At 36.2% G+C, this 18,110-nt stretch carries 21 protein-coding genes; 15 read left to right on the top strand and 6 right to left on the bottom strand.

Annotated features, from left to right (window positions below; genetic code table 11):
- Positions 1 to 4 precede the first annotated feature (4 nt).
- The 3 genes from sfsA to ACYX4O_RS10615 all read left to right on the top strand — a co-directional run bounded on the left by sfsA (position 5) and on the right by ACYX4O_RS10615 (position 2,763).
- Positions 5 to 718, top strand: coding sequence for a DNA/RNA nuclease SfsA (gene sfsA / locus ACYX4O_RS10625; RefSeq protein ID WP_476350717.1), 714 nt, complete (start codon positions 5 to 7; stop codon positions 716 to 718).
- Between the two features lie 84 nt (positions 719 to 802).
- Positions 803 to 1,009 (top strand): DUF6501 family protein, encoded by a 207-nt coding sequence (locus tag ACYX4O_RS10620; protein ID WP_476350715.1) that lies wholly within the window; start codon positions 803 to 805, stop codon positions 1,007 to 1,009.
- Positions 1,010 to 1,161: 152 nt separating this feature from the next.
- Positions 1,162 to 2,763, top strand: a complete 1,602-nt coding sequence (locus tag ACYX4O_RS10615; RefSeq protein ID WP_476350713.1) for an amidohydrolase — start codon at positions 1,162 to 1,164, stop codon at positions 2,761 to 2,763.
- An 88-nt stretch (positions 2,764 to 2,851) separates the two neighbouring features.
- Here ACYX4O_RS10615 and ACYX4O_RS10610 read toward each other — a convergent pair whose 3' ends face one another.
- Positions 2,852 to 3,199 (bottom strand): winged helix-turn-helix transcriptional regulator, encoded by a 348-nt coding sequence (locus tag ACYX4O_RS10610; protein WP_188650157.1) that lies wholly within the window; start codon positions 3,197 to 3,199, stop codon positions 2,852 to 2,854.
- A gap of 190 nt (positions 3,200 to 3,389) precedes the next feature.
- Here ACYX4O_RS10610 and ACYX4O_RS10605 point away from each other — a divergent pair, with 190 nt between their 5' ends.
- Positions 3,390 to 4,352 carry a TIGR03571 family LLM class oxidoreductase gene (locus ACYX4O_RS10605; protein WP_476350711.1) on the top strand — a complete coding sequence of 321 codons (963 nt, stop codon included), beginning with the start codon at positions 3,390 to 3,392 and terminating at the stop codon, positions 4,350 to 4,352.
- A gap of 83 nt (positions 4,353 to 4,435) precedes the next feature.
- Here the strand turns inward: ACYX4O_RS10605 and yfkAB are convergent, their stop codons facing one another.
- Positions 4,436 to 5,557, bottom strand: a complete 1,122-nt coding sequence (gene yfkAB / locus ACYX4O_RS10600) for a radical SAM/CxCxxxxC motif protein YfkAB (RefSeq protein ID WP_476350709.1) — start codon at positions 5,555 to 5,557, stop codon at positions 4,436 to 4,438.
- A gap of 227 nt (positions 5,558 to 5,784) precedes the next feature.
- Between yfkAB and ACYX4O_RS10595 the strand changes: the two genes are divergently transcribed.
- Positions 5,785 to 6,534 carry an SDR family oxidoreductase gene (locus tag ACYX4O_RS10595; protein ID WP_476350707.1) on the top strand — a complete coding sequence of 250 codons (750 nt, stop codon included), beginning with the start codon at positions 5,785 to 5,787 and terminating at the stop codon, positions 6,532 to 6,534.
- Positions 6,535 to 6,578: 44 nt separating this feature from the next.
- Here ACYX4O_RS10595 and ACYX4O_RS10590 read toward each other — a convergent pair whose 3' ends face one another.
- A complete protein-coding gene (locus tag ACYX4O_RS10590) occupies positions 6,579 to 6,851 on the bottom strand; it encodes an acylphosphatase (protein ID WP_476350705.1) in 273 nt (90 codons plus the stop codon).
- A gap of 73 nt (positions 6,852 to 6,924) precedes the next feature.
- Positions 6,925 to 7,185 carry a transcriptional regulator SplA domain-containing protein gene (locus tag ACYX4O_RS10585; RefSeq protein WP_188650153.1) on the bottom strand — a complete coding sequence of 87 codons (261 nt, stop codon included), beginning with the start codon at positions 7,183 to 7,185 and terminating at the stop codon, positions 6,925 to 6,927.
- 354 nt (positions 7,186 to 7,539) lie between these two features.
- Here ACYX4O_RS10585 and ACYX4O_RS10580 point away from each other — a divergent pair, with 354 nt between their 5' ends.
- Positions 7,540 to 8,412 carry an alpha/beta hydrolase gene (locus tag ACYX4O_RS10580; RefSeq protein WP_476350703.1) on the top strand — a complete coding sequence of 291 codons (873 nt, stop codon included), beginning with the start codon at positions 7,540 to 7,542 and terminating at the stop codon, positions 8,410 to 8,412.
- Between the two features lie 518 nt (positions 8,413 to 8,930).
- Positions 8,931 to 9,986 (top strand): class I SAM-dependent methyltransferase, encoded by a 1,056-nt coding sequence (locus ACYX4O_RS10575; protein ID WP_476350701.1) that lies wholly within the window; start codon positions 8,931 to 8,933, stop codon positions 9,984 to 9,986.
- A gap of 177 nt (positions 9,987 to 10,163) precedes the next feature.
- Here the strand turns inward: ACYX4O_RS10575 and ACYX4O_RS10570 are convergent, their stop codons facing one another.
- Positions 10,164 to 10,568, bottom strand: a complete 405-nt coding sequence (locus ACYX4O_RS10570; protein WP_476350699.1) for a hypothetical protein — start codon at positions 10,566 to 10,568, stop codon at positions 10,164 to 10,166.
- A 155-nt stretch (positions 10,569 to 10,723) separates the two neighbouring features.
- Here ACYX4O_RS10570 and ACYX4O_RS10565 point away from each other — a divergent pair, with 155 nt between their 5' ends.
- From ACYX4O_RS10565 to ACYX4O_RS10545, 5 genes are all read left to right on the top strand, one after another.
- Positions 10,724 to 11,632: an ABC transporter ATP-binding protein gene (locus ACYX4O_RS10565; RefSeq protein ID WP_476350697.1), complete on the top strand. Its 909-nt coding sequence runs from the start codon at positions 10,724 to 10,726 to the stop codon at positions 11,630 to 11,632.
- Entirely contained in the window at positions 11,632 to 12,438 is an 807-nt protein-coding gene (locus ACYX4O_RS10560; protein WP_476350695.1) for an ABC transporter permease subunit, read from the top strand. The genes ACYX4O_RS10565 and ACYX4O_RS10560 overlap by 1 nt, the downstream gene beginning before the upstream one ends.
- A gap of 381 nt (positions 12,439 to 12,819) precedes the next feature.
- On the top strand, positions 12,820 to 13,044 hold the full coding sequence (locus ACYX4O_RS10555; protein WP_476350693.1) for a hypothetical protein: 225 nt from the start codon (positions 12,820 to 12,822) through the stop codon (positions 13,042 to 13,044).
- A 1,033-nt stretch (positions 13,045 to 14,077) separates the two neighbouring features.
- Entirely contained in the window at positions 14,078 to 14,740 is a 663-nt protein-coding gene (locus tag ACYX4O_RS10550; RefSeq protein WP_476350691.1) for a Type 1 glutamine amidotransferase-like domain-containing protein, read from the top strand.
- Positions 14,741 to 15,891: 1,151 nt separating this feature from the next.
- Entirely contained in the window at positions 15,892 to 16,098 is a 207-nt protein-coding gene (locus tag ACYX4O_RS10545; RefSeq protein WP_476350689.1) for a hypothetical protein, read from the top strand.
- 12 nt (positions 16,099 to 16,110) lie between these two features.
- Here ACYX4O_RS10545 and ACYX4O_RS10540 read toward each other — a convergent pair whose 3' ends face one another.
- Positions 16,111 to 16,251 carry a hypothetical protein gene (locus ACYX4O_RS10540; protein WP_476350687.1) on the bottom strand — a complete coding sequence of 47 codons (141 nt, stop codon included), beginning with the start codon at positions 16,249 to 16,251 and terminating at the stop codon, positions 16,111 to 16,113.
- Positions 16,252 to 16,583: 332 nt separating this feature from the next.
- Between ACYX4O_RS10540 and ACYX4O_RS10535 the strand changes: the two genes are divergently transcribed.
- The 3 genes from ACYX4O_RS10535 to ACYX4O_RS10525 all read left to right on the top strand — a co-directional run bounded on the left by ACYX4O_RS10535 (position 16,584) and on the right by ACYX4O_RS10525 (position 17,952).
- Entirely contained in the window at positions 16,584 to 17,027 is a 444-nt protein-coding gene (locus ACYX4O_RS10535; RefSeq protein WP_476350685.1) for a hypothetical protein, read from the top strand.
- A 97-nt stretch (positions 17,028 to 17,124) separates the two neighbouring features.
- A complete protein-coding gene (locus ACYX4O_RS10530) occupies positions 17,125 to 17,421 on the top strand; it encodes a hypothetical protein (protein ID WP_476350683.1) in 297 nt (98 codons plus the stop codon).
- 186 nt (positions 17,422 to 17,607) lie between these two features.
- On the top strand, positions 17,608 to 17,952 hold the full coding sequence (locus ACYX4O_RS10525) for a DUF6176 family protein (RefSeq protein ID WP_476350681.1): 345 nt from the start codon (positions 17,608 to 17,610) through the stop codon (positions 17,950 to 17,952).
- Positions 17,953 to 18,110 lie beyond the last annotated feature (158 nt).

The raw sequence follows: 18,110 nt of genomic DNA, 5'->3' as shown, positions 1-18,110 counted from the left end.
AAGCATGTTTATCCCGTTTGAACAGAAGCTATATAGAGCAACATTTATAGAAAGACCGAACCGATTTATACTACATTGTAAACTTGACGATACAGGAGAAACGGTAAGGGTCCATCTACCAGATCCAGGGCGCTTGAAAGAATTGCTTCAATACGGTGCATCTCTATATTTACGTTATAGTGATAAGAAAGACCGTAAAACAAAATGGTCAGCTGTTTTAGTTCACGATCCTTCAGATGGTACTCTTGTTTCTTTACAAACTACTTTGGTGAACCATCTAGTTGAGAAAGCTTTAAAAGAAAATAAATTAAAGACCTTTGAACGTTTTACTTATAAAGCCAGAGAATATAGCAAAGGTCATTCCAGATGGGATTTTTATGTAGCTAAAGGGGATTTGCACCATTTAATTGAAGTGAAGAGTGTCTCATTAGGAATCAAAGGGGTCGGGTATTTTCCTGACGCAATAACAAAACGAGGAACAAAGCATGTGAAGGAGCTAACATCAATTGTAGCAGAGAAAAATGCTTGGCTAGGGTCAATTTTATTTGTTTGTCAACGTAATGGCCTCCATTCTGTCCGGCCAGCTGATCACATAGACCCAGCGTTTGCAAAGGCGTTACAAGAAGCAAAGCAAAATGGGGTTAATCTCTTGGCCTATTCTACAATGATTACCCCTGAGGGAATTTCATTGCAAGAACAGATCCCAGTCTTCGTTTAAGAAAGATAGAAGTGGTGAATATATTGAATCTAATGATTCATCTATAGTAAGATAAGTATAGTTCTACATAAAGGAGTTGTCTTGATGATTCATAAGTCATGGTATGAAACAGAAACCATTAAAAGAGTAGAATGTGTGCATGCAGATGCAGAAAAATACGTAGTAAACCGAGTACTCAGCCCGGGTAAAGTATACGATGTAAAAAACGAAACAGAAGAGTTTATTTTCATTGTAGACAATACAGGGCGTATGGGTGGATTTAAAAAAGATTATTTTAAAGAAGTAGAATAAAGAAAAGCGGATCTCTGCCAGAGATCCGCTTTTCTTTATTCTTTACTACTTTATGTCTACGTTCGTGCAGGTCTTACTATCTACTTACGTTTTAGGTTTTCAGAGTCGGGTAAAGTAGTTTGGGATTACTTTATTAAATTAGGAGGGAAATCATGATTATAGAAAACGTGCGTATATATTCACCTGAGCGTCTTTACAATCCAGACCAAACGTATTCATTACATATTGAAGATGGAGTTTTCACAAAAGTTCAGGAAGGTTCTAGTGGAGAAATAGGAGCAATTGATGGAGAGGGAAGAACAGTTGCTGCAGGGTTTATTGATTCACATATGCATTTATTACGATATGGATTGTTAAAGAAAGAACTCGACCTTACGGAAGTGACTTCATGGGAAGACATGAAGCAAGAAGTCGAGAAACATTACACTTCAATTGAGGATAAGAATTGGATTTTTGGAAAAGGTTTTGATGATGCCAAATTTAAAGACATTGACCATCTGCTGACATCAGAAGATTTAAATGAAATTGATGTAAATAAACATATGTACTTTATGCATCATGACCAACATGAGTGTGTCATTAGTAATAAGCTTTTAAAGAAATTGGAAGAGGAAGAAGATTTCTATAAGCAACCAGAGGTTTTTAAAGAACGGGATCAAGAAGGAAATTTAACTGGACGATTTAAAGATACAATGGTTCATTTTATTAATTATCACCTTTGGGAAAGATCGATCGAAGATACTAAAAAAGCTTTATGTGAAGCGATTCCATTTCTTCTTCAAAATGGAGTTACATCCGTACATTCAGATGACAGAAGCTTTGTTGGTTCTTATAAAACGTTGTGGGATGCATATGAACAAGTTGAGGCACAAGGAGACCTGCATATAGAGGCATTCTTGCATCATTATGTGTACGATGAGAAAGATCTAGATGACTTTATACGAGATATGTCACTTCGGACAGGTGAAGGCACAAATCACGTTAAGGTTGGATCGATCAAAATATTCTTAGACGGCACACAGCGTCTTCATACAGCGGCTATGAGACAACCATATCCAGATGCCCCGGAAACGACTGGTCAACTTATTTATCCGCAAGAGGATTTAAATCGCATGATCCGAAAAGCTTCTGAGGCGGGGATGCAAGTAGCCATGCATGCTCTTGGAGATCGCGCTGTAGAATCCGCACTCATTGCGTTAGAGCAAGAAGAGGCCAATACGCATCAATTGCGTCATCGCATTATTCACGCCCAAACGCTAGGGGAGGATCTATTGGAACGGTTAGGAGAGGTAGGGGCATATATAGAAACACAACCTACTTTTCTTATGGCGGAATGGGACAAGAAAGGAAAATGGAGTCCAGAAGAGCTATTACCTTATTGTGATTCTTTTAAGAAGATGCTGACTCACCAAATACCTATTACACTTAGTTCTGATGCGCCAATTGGGTCAATCAACCCAATTGATTCTGTTTTTGCAGCGGTAAATCGTGTGGACGACAATCATAATCCAAAAGGAGGATGGATGCCACAAGAAAAGCTTACAATTGATGAGAGTTTTAAAGCTTTTTCAGAAACACCTGCACACTTAGAGTTTCAGGAACAGCGAAAGGGTCAAATAAAAGAAGGGTACCAAGCAGATTTTGTATTATTAAACAAATTCCCTGCAGAAGTAGATCCTCTCCAATTACGATCCCTTACAGTTGAAGAAACGTGGACTAAAGGAACGCGTGTATATAATCGTGAAGACAGCTAATTATGACAAAGGACCAAATCTTAATGTGATTTGGTCCTTTGGTTTGCTATTAAATATAAAATTTAGCGTACATTACATTTGATGGTGATTATGACTCTATAGGTTCTTTTTTCAATCCATCGCCTGTCTGTGCAATGTGTTCTTCTCCCCAAGAGCATAAAGATGTTAGAATCTTTTCCAAGCTCCAACCATATTCAGTTAGGGAGTACTCTACTTTAGGTGGAACTTGGTTATAAACCCTTCTTTCAATGATCCCATCATCTTCAAGCTCTCTTAACTGTTGGGTTAGCATTTTTTGGGTGATTTCAGGAATTAGTCTCTTTAGTTCGTTGGTGCGTTTGGTGCCATTATCTATAAGATGGCAAAGAATGACAACTTTCCATTTTCCGCCAATTACATCTAAGGTTGCTTCTACTGGTATATTATAGTGTTTCACGGGAACCCTCCTAACAGCAGGAATGCATTCTAACTACCTTCAGATTATAACGTTGTTCATAGTATTCTGCCAAACAATGTGCAATATAAGTAAGGCTAAGCTAATTTTTTGAAATAAAGGTTTCTTTCTATCATACTTCTATGTGTTATATAATCTTTACTCAATTAGGTAAATTAGAGAGGATATTATTATGAATTGGCAAAGTCATTATGGTTTTAGTCGTATGATTAAACCGAATCATTTAACGATTGGTCTTAACATGCCAATTGAAAATCACGGAAAAGAGAAGCCAACATTAGATCATCAGGTTGAGAGGGTTCAGCTTGCAGAAAAATTAGGTTTTAGTTCAATATGGTTCCAAGATGTATTGTTAGAAGACCCTACCTTCGATGATCCAGCTACAGGGCAATTATTGGATAGTTTTATTTATCTTACTTATTTGGGAGCTCATACAAAGCGTATAAATTTGGGCACAGCAGCATCTGTGTTGGCTTTACGCCATCCTGCTCGTTTTGCAAAAGAGGTAGCAAGTATAGAGAATTTAATACCTGAACGATTAATGGTTGGACTTTCATCTGGAGATCGTCGCAGAGATTTTGAAGCCATGAACGTGCCTATCATGGAAAGAGGCCATTTGTTTAGAGAGGGCTTTGATTATCTACAGCACTTGTTGTATACGGATTATTCAAATACGGAAACACCCCTTGGTAAAATGGAGAATGTTACACTCGTACCAAAGCCAACGAGAAAAATACCTATGTTCATTACTGGGTACGCACAGCAAACTTTAGAATGGGTAGCCAAACATGGGGATGGGTGGATGTTTTATCCTCAATCTGTTGATGAACAAAAGGGGCTTGTACAACAATTCAGACAAGAGGTTGCCAGATTTGAAGCAGAAACATTTAAGCCTTTCTTCCAACCAGTTGTCTTTGATCTTGCTGAGAATAAAGATCAAGAGCCTGAAAGAATCTCTCTAGGATACCGAGTGGGGAGCCGTGCGCTTGTGAAGTGGTTAAAGGAATATGAAGCGATTGGAGTAAATCACGTTCTCGTTTCTTTAGGAGATAGTACTAGGCCAGCAGAAGAAGTTATGAGGGAACTTGGGGAAGAGGTTATCCCTTATTTTCCACCGCATCACGATTATAAGTAATTGCACAATATCTGTTGATTTCAATTAAAAGGACATAACAAACAAAGACCGCTAAGAGTGACTCTCTTAGCGGTCTTTTAACTTTAACGAGTAATCTTAGCTTCTCTCGTTTTAAAATCAACATCTTTATAATACGTATTTTTTACAAGCACATTGGGACCCAAACAAGCAGCAGCTGGGCAATGACAATTTAAACTTTGTGCTAATGCACTTTCCTTCCATCGATTATAAGCTAATGGAAGAGAGGTGTTTTGAATATTTCCAAGTGGTGGTTCATCTGCAAAGTCTGTCACGATAATTTCACCGCTGAAAATATTAATATTTAATCGAGAACGTCCATCTGGATCATTACGAACTGTAACATTTTTCTCGCTAAACAAGCGCTTTTGTAATTCCAAGTCTTCTTTTGAAGTACTACACGGGTAAAATGGAAGGGTTCCAAAAAGCATCCACATATCTTCTGATCGATGATTTAATAATCGATTAATTCCATCACGCATTTCATCTAGAGACAAGGTCTCAAGCCCACTTGCGAAATCAACTGGGTACATAGGATGTACTTCATGTCTCGCACAGCCCATTTCAATAATATGGTCATGAATCTGTTCTAAGTACGGATATGTTCGTTTATTAAGCATCGTTTCTGCGGATACCATAACTCCTTCAGCTGAGAGTTTTTGAGAATTTTCCACCATACGGTTGAAGTACCCTTTTCTAATGTCCTCAGAAGGTTTTTTCTCCATTCTGGCAAAGCCTGTGGTAATAAACTCTTCTAAAGTTCCCCAGTTGTGAGAAATATGTAAAACGTCAAGATATGGGATAATAGGCTTATAGCGTTCATAGGGCAGAGTTAAATTAGAGTTAATCTGCGTTCTCGCACCACGTTCATGTGCATATTTCAGTAGCGGAACTACATACTGTTCAACAGACTTCTTACTTAAGACAGGTTCTCCCCCTGTGATACTAAGCGCTCGTAAGTGAGGAATCTCATCTAGACGCTTTTTTAACAATTCAAATGGTAGTGCATCAGGATCTTTATTTTGAAGCGTGTATCCTACCGCGCAGTGGTCACATCGCATATTACAAAGATGCGTCGTTGTAAATTCGACGTTAGAGAGGATCATCTCTCCATGTTCTGTTACATCCATATACGCTTCCCACGGATCATTATGAGGCGTAATGGGGTTGAGCTTCATGTCTTTCATATATGAAACTCCCTTTCTATTTAAAATTAAACACACTAATCACTATTGTATCACTAAAGGATTATAAAAAGAACCATAACACCTACTGTTTAATAAGTCTTTAATAAAAGGCTCCGTTAAGTTTGCTGTTGTCTGAATATAATGTGCTGAGATGCGTTAAATAGTGAATACACCATTTAACAAGAGGGTAAAGTGATTAAGTAAAAGATAAAAGAGGAGGGCTTTATGTGTCACATTTAAAAGGAAAAACAGCAGTTATTACTGGTGCTAGTAGTGGTATAGGTGAATCAATAGCTCAACATTTCGCAGCTGAAGGGACCAACGTAGTACTAGCTGCAAGGCGCGAAGAGCGTTTACACAAGCTGGCTGATTCATTGAAAACAGAACATAACATTCAGGTGAAAGTGGTTCAAACAGACGTGACGAAGCAGGAGGACATGGAACGACTCGTTAAAGAGACCAAAGAAGAGTTTAACTCTGTAGATTACTTCATTAATAATGCAGGTGTTATGCTTCTGTCATTCTTAAAAAATGACAAAGTTGATGAATGGGAGAAAATGGTTGATGTAAACATTAAAGGTGTCCTTTTCGGTATCCATGCCACACTACCAACGATGTTAGAACAAGAGAGTGGCCATATTATTAATGTTTCATCTGTAGCAGGGCACGAAGTATTTCCTTCTAGTACAGTTTACAGTGCCACAAAATACGCGGTTAAAGCCCTCTCACAAGGGATGGAAAAAGAACTTTCTAAAACAGGCGTACGGGTAACAAATATATCCCCAGGAGCTGTTTCAACAGAACTTCCTGAACATATAACAGATGAAGAGGTGCTTGAGATGTTCTCAGATCGAAAAGGGCGCACCACTCTAGAATCTGAAGATATAGCGCGCTCTGTTGTATACGCAGTTTCACAACCAAGCTACGTAAATGTAAATGAAGTTATTGTTCGCCCCATGCAAAAAGAAAGTAAATAAGGAAAAGAAAATGCTGTCCTCTTTTATGAGGACAGCATTTATATTTAGCGAATTTCAAAGGTATGGAGTTCATTCGTTGTTTCTAATTCTTCAATGGTTACATCCGATACTTTAGCATATGGACTCGGTCCGTGTTTAATGGCTTCAGAATAAGATTGAACGCGATCATTCTCTCCCTGTGCTTCAATTTCAACGGTGCCGTCTGACTTATTTTTCACCCATCCAACTACGTTATATTCTTGTGCTTTTTGTTGAGCAGAGAAACGAAACCCAACACCTTGAACACGACCAGTTACAATCATATGAATACGTTTCATCCTATCACCTCATGTCTAGTTAAGATACGTAGAACCATTACCTTTAATGAGATGATTTAAACTAGGAGACACGTTACATATACTCGTCAGAAGGGTAGTCTCCATATATTTCTTCATAAGCTGCTTGTGCAGCTTCCTCTGTAGTGAAGAGGGCATCATTTTCTTCTATAAGGTGATAGGTCTCATGTAGAAATAATGCATTTTGTTCAGGGTTATGAGGATGAGGCACAATTTCTGCTTGTTTAATATTCATTACTGTAGGAGTGTGAGGATTTCGGTAGAGCACAAATACTTCATCTCCAGATTTAATCTCTTTTGGATCAATCATATCCATTTCTATCCCACCTTTATAATCGTTATCTTTAGTTTATATAAATGAGAAAGAACTAATCATATTTCATCTTGCTAATATTTGTCACGATAGTTTACATAATAATGTTATCGTATATTCGTCACTTAAGTTCGTTTTATATTTAAATAAATGGGGGAGAATATACATGTTTCATTGTTCTTCTTTTAAATTGGCTCAGTAAATGATTCATGTTGTTATGATATAGGTCCCAAGAAAAGCTCAGTAATCATAAAACTGAGAGAATGTTTCCGTACAGACCTTGTAATAAACTTTCCTCGATAGGAGAAGATGAAATGAGTATACAAGTAGCTTACATAGTTCAGAAAGAGGTGCAGTATGGTAGAAGAAAAAGTATGTACATTTAAAGCCAGGGATGAAGCGGATCTTCAATATTACTTTTATAGCGAAGGGAACGAAAAAAACAAGCCTACCATTATATTTATTCATGGAATTACTGCTGAATTGCACCATATAAGACAATTTGCCTCTAAAGCCAAAAAGGAAGCAAATGTGATTATCCCAATACTAAGGGGGTATCACCCTACTCTTATTAGAGGTGATTTACAATATAAGGGGCAGTATGATGATGACTTGGAAGACTTATGTTTATATTTACAGTCAATAGACCTTCAAAATGTTTATTGGTGTGGCCATTCAATGGGCTGCGGGAATTTATTGAGAGTGCTCAAAAAGGAAACTGTTTCAAAATTAAGTGAAGGTTTCATTTTTCTCTCTCCATTTTTTCATCCAACTTTGCCAGTCTACAACTTCCAAAATTCCTCTAATAATGACCTTAATGATATTTATGAATTAAAATTAGTAAAATCAATTTTACTTTACACACTCCACCAATTTAAGGTGCAAATTTTTAGTAAGACTAAAGTCGTAAAGGTACCTGATGACTTCCATGAAAATAATCTGCTACACTTAAGCTTTCGTCTAATGATTTCCCGTATTCCCGACGCAAAGATGTTAAACACATTGTATAAATCAAAAATTCCTTTGTTTATGATGATTGGGGATGAAGATGAAATAACGAATGCTACAAAGCTTGCCGAATGGTGGAAAGGGCGGACAAACCACCCATTTAAAATGCAAAAAGGGCACAATCACAATACTATAATATCTGAGGATTCGAACGTTTATGAAGTATTAGATTGGGTAAAAACAATCTTCGATAAACAAACTAAAGTTATAAGTGAACCATAAAAATATTATGTAAACTAATGGTGTGTAAGAAATCTTAGCGGAACTTAGTAGCAACTCCGAATAGTAAAACCATTTAAACACCATAATTAAGGAGCACACAAGTAATCCTAATAATCTAGTCCATTAATCGTTTATTTAATTAGTAGTGACTAGCTAGGTTGTTAAGATCCAACGAAAAAGGAACTAGGGTAGGAAGGAAACCATAACATTTAAAAAAAGAATCTTCGTAAGAACAAGCCATCTGTCTTAGAAATATAAGGCAGCGGGCTTTTTTTAATAAGAACATAAAAAATTAAAATTTTGCCAGTGCCAGCCACCCCATACCGTCTAAGAGAAGTAAGAGAAATATAACAACATCATTCATATAGAAACTTAGTAGCAACTCCGAACAAAAAATAAAAACAATAAAACCATACAATAAATACAAAATCGTCTAAGACATAGCAATAGAAGAAACCTAATTGTAAGCGGTATCACGATCGTTTATAATGTAAGAAAATTCTGTAAGAGGTGAGGTAGTGGAAACAAATTCAATTTGGGTTTCTAAAGATGAAAAGCCCTTCCTTGAAGAGCATATTGGCAAAACGGCTCTCCTTCCTAGCCATCGAGTAGATTTAAGAAACTTTACAGAAAGAGAGTATAATAAGTTTGTTAAAATGAATCGTGTAAAAGATTGGTCTTCTCTAAGTTGGAAAGATGTAGGGAAACCGTTAGAAGTCAAGAAATATTCAAGCGATCGAAAGCAATACGAAAAATCTTACGGAGAAGAAATGAAACCTTTCACATCGTGGCAATATTTTAATAAGGCATTTCATGAATGGTTTGTAAAAGATGTACCGAACGAAATGAAAGAACAAAAAAATCAATTTTTTAAAAGCCTAAAGTCTTTTAATCCTCAACAAATCAAGAGTGCCTTAGGAGATGTGGCCAAAATACAACTTTGGAATTATGCTCACCGCATTCAGGATGGGGTGTGGGATCCGAGGGGGAAAAGGGCATTATTTGAAGGTTTAGATGTAACTACCCCTCGAATACTATTCCTCGGAGCAGCAGAAGGATACGAAGGCATGCAGTTAGGTGCGATGTATCCTGGAGCTCATATAACAATGGTTGACTACGATGAGTATTGTAGAAGCACTCGCTTTGAAGAGTTTCCTGATACGTACCCATTTTTAGGAGAGAATCCATCTACAGGACAACAGAAAGTCTATTACAAAGGTGATTTCATCATCGATTATATTGTCAATGACATAAGGAATCTTCCATTTGGTAAAGAATTTGATATTGTCTTATCTGTAGGGTTGTTGGAGCATTTCCCTGATGACTATAAGCCTGAGGTTATGGACTGGCACCGAAAGTTTTTAAAACCAGGTGGCTATGCTATTTTAACAACACCTAGAAATCAATTACGCTCAAGGCTCTATTATAATGTAATGGCCGATGTAATGAACCATACGTATCGAGAACTAATGACTGTGGAGCAAATGGGGTTATATGTATATGAGAATGGGTTTGACATCAAGCAGCATGGCTTTATTAAAGTGCACAATGGGATAGTTGCACAATCAAGATAAAGAGAATCCACCTTTTATAAGGTGGATTCTCTTTTTATACAAATAAAATGAAGGCGGACATAGATACAAGGGGCCTTAACCTATCAATACTAAGAATAATAACCTATTTATACTTAGTAGCAACTCCGAGCGCTCAAAATAAAAAATTAAAAAACCAGCTCAACAAAAGAGCCAGTTTCATTCATTCACAGGATAGTCCATTAAGTCAATTTCTTCACCAACTCGCATAGCAAGTTCCTCATTACGTTCTCTTGCTACTGGTTTAGCGCGGGATTTCTCAGAAACCTTGATGGTACCATTATCCAATAGTTGCTTAATCTCAATAAAAAATGTAGGTGGAGTGTCGCTATTTAATGTACCACTTAAAATTCTTAAATTGTTATTAGCACCTCTAGTGACTTCAGAATCTTCCCATAATATAGCTCCGTCGTACATATCCTCATTATAAAGCTCTGCAAAATTCATGGCTTCAATAATTGCTTCTACAGAAGTGTGATAGGCATTCGGACTACCGATATAAGTTTTCAGTTGCCCGTCGTATACAAGAGGGCGATAAATAATTGATGTGTCATGTGAAGACATAGATTTCATCCTTTAACATGTTGTTACGGATAGTATGTACGACTCTTAAAAAACTATACTTAATCTAAAGGATTAAATTGACAGACTAAGAGGGGGAGCTTACGATAATCATAAGTCACTAAAATACAGTTTTATCATTAGAAAGGGGGATTTAGATGATTCACGTTGAAAATGTTACAAAATCTTTCTCTAATGGCAAAGGGATATTTGACGTTTCTTTTAGGGTAGAAGAAGGAGATATATTTGGCTTTCTTGGACCAAATGGGGCTGGAAAATCAACTACCATACGTCAGCTAATGGGCTTTATGAAGCCGAATCAAGGGAACTTATCTATTTCAAAATATAACTGCTGGGAAGACGCGCCTACCATCCAGAAATTTGTAGGCTATCTACCAGGTGAAATTGCTCTTATTGAAAAGATGAAAGGAACTGAATTTCTTAACTTACTTGAAGATATGAGATCGTTGCGTGGTACCTCAAGAAAAGATGCTTTAATTGATCGTTTTCAATTTGACCCTTCTATACAAATACGTAAGATGTCTAAAGGGATGAAGCAAAAAGTGGGTATTGTAGCTGCCTTTATGCACGATCCATCCATTTACATATTAGATGAGCCTACATCAGGACTTGACCCCTTTATGCAAAGGGAGTTTCTTAATTTGTTAGGTGAAGAACGAGGGAGGGGGAAAACCATATTAATGAGTTCTCACTATTTCCCTGAGGTGGAGCGTACGTGTAACAGAGCTTCTATTATTAAGGAAGGTAGAATCGTTAGGACAGATTCTATGTCAGATCTTCGTTCCTTACAAACCAAAAAAGTAGAAGTCACATTTGAAGATGAGATAGAGGCTTGCTCCTACGAAGATCAGTTTCCTGACCAAGTGGAAAGTAGATCCTATAATCGGGTTATAGTTCCTATAAAAGGAAGCTATGATGCCTTTATTACTTCCTTACAAAATCATTCAGTTACAAATATGGAAATGGAGTCTCAAACACTTGAAGAGGTCTTTATGGATATCTATAATCACAAAAACACGCCTTCTAATCAAGAGGGGGAGTTATAATGAGCCTTTATAAACGTATGATACAACTACATGCTATGAGTATTGTTGCGTTTACCGCTGTCTCTGTACTATATATGATCCTCATTATTTGGATTTTCCCAACGTTTGCAGATAAGATGGATGTTATGAATGAGCTCATATCAGGAATGCCTGCTGGATTTATTCAAGCCTTTGGTTTAGAAGCTGGAATGGGGAGTCTTGGAGAGTTTTTATCAAGCAAATATTACGATATGATCTTTATCATTATTTTATCAATCTACAGTATTATGATTACGAATCAACTCATCTCCCAATTTATAGATCGGGGATCAATGGCTTATTTACTGGCAACACCTTATTCACGAATCAAGATTGCACTCATACAATTTTCAGTATTTCTCACGGGCTTACTCATCATAATGTTTGTAACGACAGCTATAGGGATATGGGCTCAAACGGTGATCGTTACAAGTGGTAATCAAATGGAGATCAAAGCGTTTTTAGAAGTGAATGTAATGGGGACACTGTTATTTTTCGCTCTTGGGAGTTTGAATTTCCTCTTATCCTGTTTATTGAACGATGAGAAGAAAGCATTAGGTGCTGCTTCCTTGGTGGTTTTTCTCATGTACGGGTTTGATATTATAGCAAAATTAACAGAGAAGTTAAGTTGGTTGGAGTATGCCACCTTATTCTCTTTCTTTCAAGCAAGTGATATTTTAAGAAGTGGTTCGGCCCCTGTTTATTCCTATTTCTGGCTTATAGTGATTGGCCTAGCAGCCTTGACTATGTCTTTATGGATATTTAAGAAAAGAGATTTACCGTTGTAAAAGTAAAATGAAAAAGGGCTTAATTAGGGTGAAGGTTTGTTTTAGAGGTGAAAATTAAAATAGCAAACCTTTTAACATGCGAATTCATACAGGAATTTGCATGTTTCTTTTTATTGATTTAAGAGGATTTCTTTTGGTAATACATCTGAAATAACAAGTGTTTTAGCATAGGAATTAGCAACTCTACAACAGCTATTGTTTACAAGTTAGGATGATGCTAAAACCGTAGTCAAAACCAAAGTACTTTAGAATAGTTAATTGTAAGATTTTGTAGGGAGGAAACACTTATAGCTTAACTACATATGTAAACTTTGTGAAGTGGTGCACTTAAACTAACAGGGCAGGTTAGTTCGATAACAAGTGTTGAAAAGAGGTGTTTATTTGAGAAAAATATGGCTTCCTATATTATCATCAGTTGGGACAATGGCTCTATTATATTGGATTGGAGAAATATTTAATGTATCTCTTTTAAGGTTTTCATTCGTATTAAACGAACCGCTAGAAAACGGGTTGTTTTTCGATGCGGATCTAGCAATACTTCCTATTATTATCGGCTTACTAGTTGGATTTTTTGTGGAACGTAGAGTTAAAGACCAGAGTAAATAAATGCAGAAGAGATACCATATATCAATACATAAATAACAAAAAATACATCAATTGCTGTTGAATGTCTTGCTTAACTAACGGGTGCAAGAGTTTAACAAGGAGTTGTTGAGAGGCAGCTCCTATTGCAGGGAGGTCATACCTATGAAAGAAAGATTTTTACCCTCAGCAGAACAGATCATCAGTGTATTTATCTTCGTTTTATTTTTTTTATTTTACTTTAAGGTCTTTAACTGGCTTATATATTCACTCCCTTTCATGAGTGCAGGCGCTATAATTTTCATGAGTTGGGCATTATTTCTTGTTAATTTTCCATTGTCAGCAATATCAGCCATATACTTACGAAAATATATTAAAGATAATTAAACTCGCGAGAACAAAAAAAAAACAATAGCAGCTGTTACTTCACTAACGGGTGCGATTGTTTAAGTTCAGTTTACCTTGAGCGTTAAGGTATTGTCTTGTTTAGGAGGAATTATTTGTCTGATCAAAAATTCATGTACATAATCGGATTGGTATCATCAATTACCTGGCTCTTATACTTTGTGCTTCATCTAGAAGCATACTCTACCAAAAAATTAATCCAGGCAGCTATTTTCTTTCCAAGTATCGCAACACTGTACTTTATCCTTGTTTATTTGTATTTCAACAATAATAAACGGATAGTGGGATTTTCAATGATCATAGTAGCAATTACATTCAGTGTACTGGCTTTAATGTTACCAAAGTAAAAGAGGCTCCCTTTTTAGGAGTTGTTCTTCAACTAACGGGTGCGTTTGTTGAAGATTATATTTTAATTTCTTAACTATTGGACGCGGTGATCAGACATCGCGTTTTTCTTATGAAAAAAGTTATTGTAATATTTGGGTCGTTTTGAAATAATTGGTATTAAATAAAAGGAGAGAATTAATCGAAGAGCGTTGTTTTAACTTGTGTTAAACAACGAGGCCATATTGAGAGTATTTTGTTCGTGACAAGTAAACAGAATGAGTGACGCAAGGAGTAAATGCACTGACACTTTTATACGGGGGTACTTATGAAAACTCACTATTATTTAGGTTGGTTTAACAATTTCTTTCCAGAGACTTTGAGCAGGCTGTTACAGGAGGATATAACTGATAGAAAATCGATTGCTATGATTAGCTCGAATCCATCTGTTTATGAAGATGATGGTGCTACTGAACGCTCCTGGCTTTATCAGGCTGGCATTGTGTTTGATGAATACCATTTAATTAATTACCGCTTACATAAGGAAGAAGCCCAAGCGAAAATTCAAAATGCTTCAGTCATTTTTTTGTTGGGTGGAAACGTATTGGAACAAAATAGCTTTTTGATGGAATATGGATTATCAGATTTAATAAAAAGCAGCAGTGCAGTTGTGATGGGAGCAAGCGCTGGTGCAATTAACATGTCCGCTAAATGGTTATGCTCGAAAACTTTTGGATTTGAAGTTGAAAAGAGCTCTGTTTACAGTGGAATCTGTCTTGATAATTTTTCAGTCCTGTCTCATTTTGATCTTGAAAATAATATTGCACTGGTTCAAAGCGAACTTTCTCTACTATCAGAAGAAATAGATGTTTATGCGTCGAACAAAGATTGTGCTATACGTGTAAAGGGAGACCAAATTGATGTTATTGGCAATGTTTTTTTAATTTCTAACTCAAAGATTCAGAAATTGGATGAGACGCTTCAATTGTAGTAAATGTCTCCGAAAAACATAGGTGTGCAGAACGGTCAGCTAAGATCAAGCAAGAGTGTTGAATGTGTGTCTCTTTTATCTTCTTCCACTAACGGGTGCGTTACTTTAAGTAGGAGTTCTGATCTTTTTATAAAATAACGAAACAAATTAGATGTGTCGAGGTGGCATGAAAATGTTTTTATTGTACATATTGTTGTTTTTTATTTTTGGGTATTTATTTGTTTTACAGTTAATCAAAACGATAAAGGCAGACAAATCTCATCACCAATATGGGCTTGTAAAACATTCCGCAGCTATGTTGTTTGTTCTTTGGTCTACTTCTTTAGTTATTTTACTTTTAGCCTTCATAGAAGGGATATAAGTAATCATTAATGAACTAACGGGTACGATTGTTAAAGAATAGGAGTTGTCGATGGGGCAGCTCCTATTGTATATGTTTGTACTTTATATGTTGTTGACAATAGCGGGTATGACAATGTTGATAGTAGAAGAAGGTTCTCATGAGGAGCTAATGAGTATGGAGGGAGAATACAACAAATGTATTCAGCGCATGCCCAGTGGTACGAATCCATTAACAAAATTTTGAGACAGTAAAAGGGTAGTGATATGTATCAAAAGCATATTCGAGTGGTTTAGGTATAACTTTCTGGATGATGACATAAATGAGGAAGAAAAAGAGTATCTTGATTCCTTGCCAAAACAGAACCACAAAGGAATATTATCTTTGTTATTAAGTGGTTTAGGTTTTGCGTTTGGAAATAATTATGTCGTAATCCCTTTGTTATCGTTGGTCTTTTGTTTCTACGCATTATCTACTTTCAAAAGAATAAAAGAAGACAATCCATGGCCGATTTACTTAGGAATGGTCTTAAGTATTCTAGGAATTACTCTTTATCTGTTAAAGTACAAACATGTCTTAGTGTGAGAAAATTGCAAATCATATCCTGCTTACTTTTATTAATGAGATAGGGCCCAGTTTCTACAAAAAGTTTATATTGAATATGGAGTAGTTGGAAAGAAATCAAGTCTTATGTGAAATTCAACATACATAAAGTTTTAATTCTTATTAAAGTAACGGGTGCGATTGTTGAAGAAGATTAATCGGTTCTTTCGTTAACGAGGGAGTTAGGTATGGAGAAGGGTGACAACAAATGAATGAAAATAAAGAGAAAGAAAATAATCTTACCGCCCTTATATTTTTGAGTATTGCATTCACGATGCTAGGAATTGGCGGGGTTATCCGCTTAATAAATACCCAAAGCACGTTTGATATAATAATTGGAATAGCACAGACTTTTGGATTAGTTGCAGGGGGTATACTTTTTTACAATAATTCACTTGCGAAAAGTAGAAAGTGATAAATAGTAAAATTAAACTAAAGGGTGCGATTGTTGAATAAGCACAGTCGCTTCTTTCATTAACGCGGCTGTAATATTGAAGAAGTTTAAATTTTGAGGTGTTAAAATGACAACTTTTAACGAGAAGTTTGTAAATGTAATTCTGTTTGTCATGTTTTGTGTGACTTATTTCTTGATTTTTGGCTATATAATTGATCACATATTACCTACTTCTTTTCCTTTTATACTATCTGTTATCTGTCTATTAGCGATATTACCATTATCCGTATTATCAACTAATTTTCTAAAGGGGCAAATTAGGAGAATGTAATTCAAATTAAGGTAAATAAAATGTAAGACAAGATGGGCAAAAGAATGATAATTCAATTCGCATGCTTGGTAACTAATAAAGGGGTATTAAACTAAAGGGTGCGATGGTTGAACAAGAGCAGTCCTTCTTTCGTTAACGGGCAGGAATATCGAAGAAGAACCAGGGGGGCGGGGGGATGAGAAATAGATGGTTTTTAATCATAAGTGTTGTTATCATAATCTTTTTTTCCGTTAAGTATTTTAATGATAATAGAGAAAAAGGGTTAGACGATGTGATCCGTTACGATGTTTCTGATGTCGAATCGCTTTCAATTAGACTAACAGGGAATCAGGAATGGAGGACGGATCAAAAGGCTCATATAGAAGCGTTAAAAGACTTTCTAAGCAACTCTCGCGTCAAAAGGATGAAGGATCATGAGTGGGATGGTGATGTGTCGAAAGAAGAAGGGTTTATGGTTTCGATCTATTCAAAAGGTGAGCAGACACCGATAGAAGCTACCATATATGAAAAGCGTGTTCATGTTTTCAATGGAGGCAAGTATTACCGTATTTTGAATGATCCTATTGATGTCGATTGGATCAAGCAATTCATTAAGGAAAATGAACAACATGAAGATTAATCATTTGCTATGTTTGTTGTTCAAGTAACGGGTGCGATGGTTGAATAAAGATCGTCTGTGATTAGGTGTAATTTCCGCTTCAAAGGAGTTGAATTGTATGAACTATCTATTACTTATTGTTGCAATTTTTGTTTTGTTGTACGCCTTGAGAAAAATCTCTATGATTCAATATTCTAAAGGGCATACAGCTATAAAAGAGGCTAAACAAAATGCAGCCTCGTTGTTATGGGGAGTTTTGGTGATTTCAGCACTTATATTTACCCCGTATCAAGTTTGGGTGATAACTGGAAGTTCCCATTATTGGGATGGAGCATACATATTAGGTGGCGCTGCTATTTTAACAATAACTGTTGGTTGTATTTTTTATTATAAGAGTGCGGTGAAATTCAACTAAAGGGTGCGATTGTTCAATAATGGACGACCGCTTTTTACTAACGGGTGCAATAACAGGTTCGATTAAGCAAAGATGAGTTAAAAACTTAGTGGAAATTGAGATTGTGGGTGCTTTTTAATATTAAATATCTAAATTTTCTGTTAAGATACAGTGGATTTTGAAACCAAAAAAAGGGAGGAGTATATTGTGAACGTAGAAATAACGAGATTTAGGGTTAAAGAGGGCAAGTCAGAACGAGTGGATGAATGGTTAAAGTTTTTAAACGATAATACGAAAGATGTTCTCGTTACGTTAGAGAGTGAAAAAATGTATGTTGAAACCATTTTTAGAGAGCATTTGAACGGAGAAGAGTTTTTATACTGGCATTCAGTACAAGGTGAAGGCGGACAAGAAGTAGAGCAATCGGATCATTGGATAGATAAAAAGCATTTAGAGTTCTGGGATGAATGTATAGACGAAATTTTTAAGCCAATTGACTTGAAGACAGAAGTAGTTATGATCCCTCAAAAAGTAAGAAACAGCATGCACTAAGAGAAAATTAATCTGGAATTCTATTAAGAGGTCTCTTTTTGTGGAAACCTTGGTAACGCTCTAGTTTTGGAGATAATATTGTTCTTCAACAAACGGGTGCGATGGTTGAATAAGCAAAGTCGCTTCTATTATTAATGCGGCAAGTTATTTGAGTAATT

It is taken from the genome of Pontibacillus sp. ABV4_188 (genome assembly GCF_056311905.1).
The sequence above is the reverse complement of the archived record's forward strand: the minus strand, read 5'-3'. Positions and strand labels throughout refer to the sequence as shown.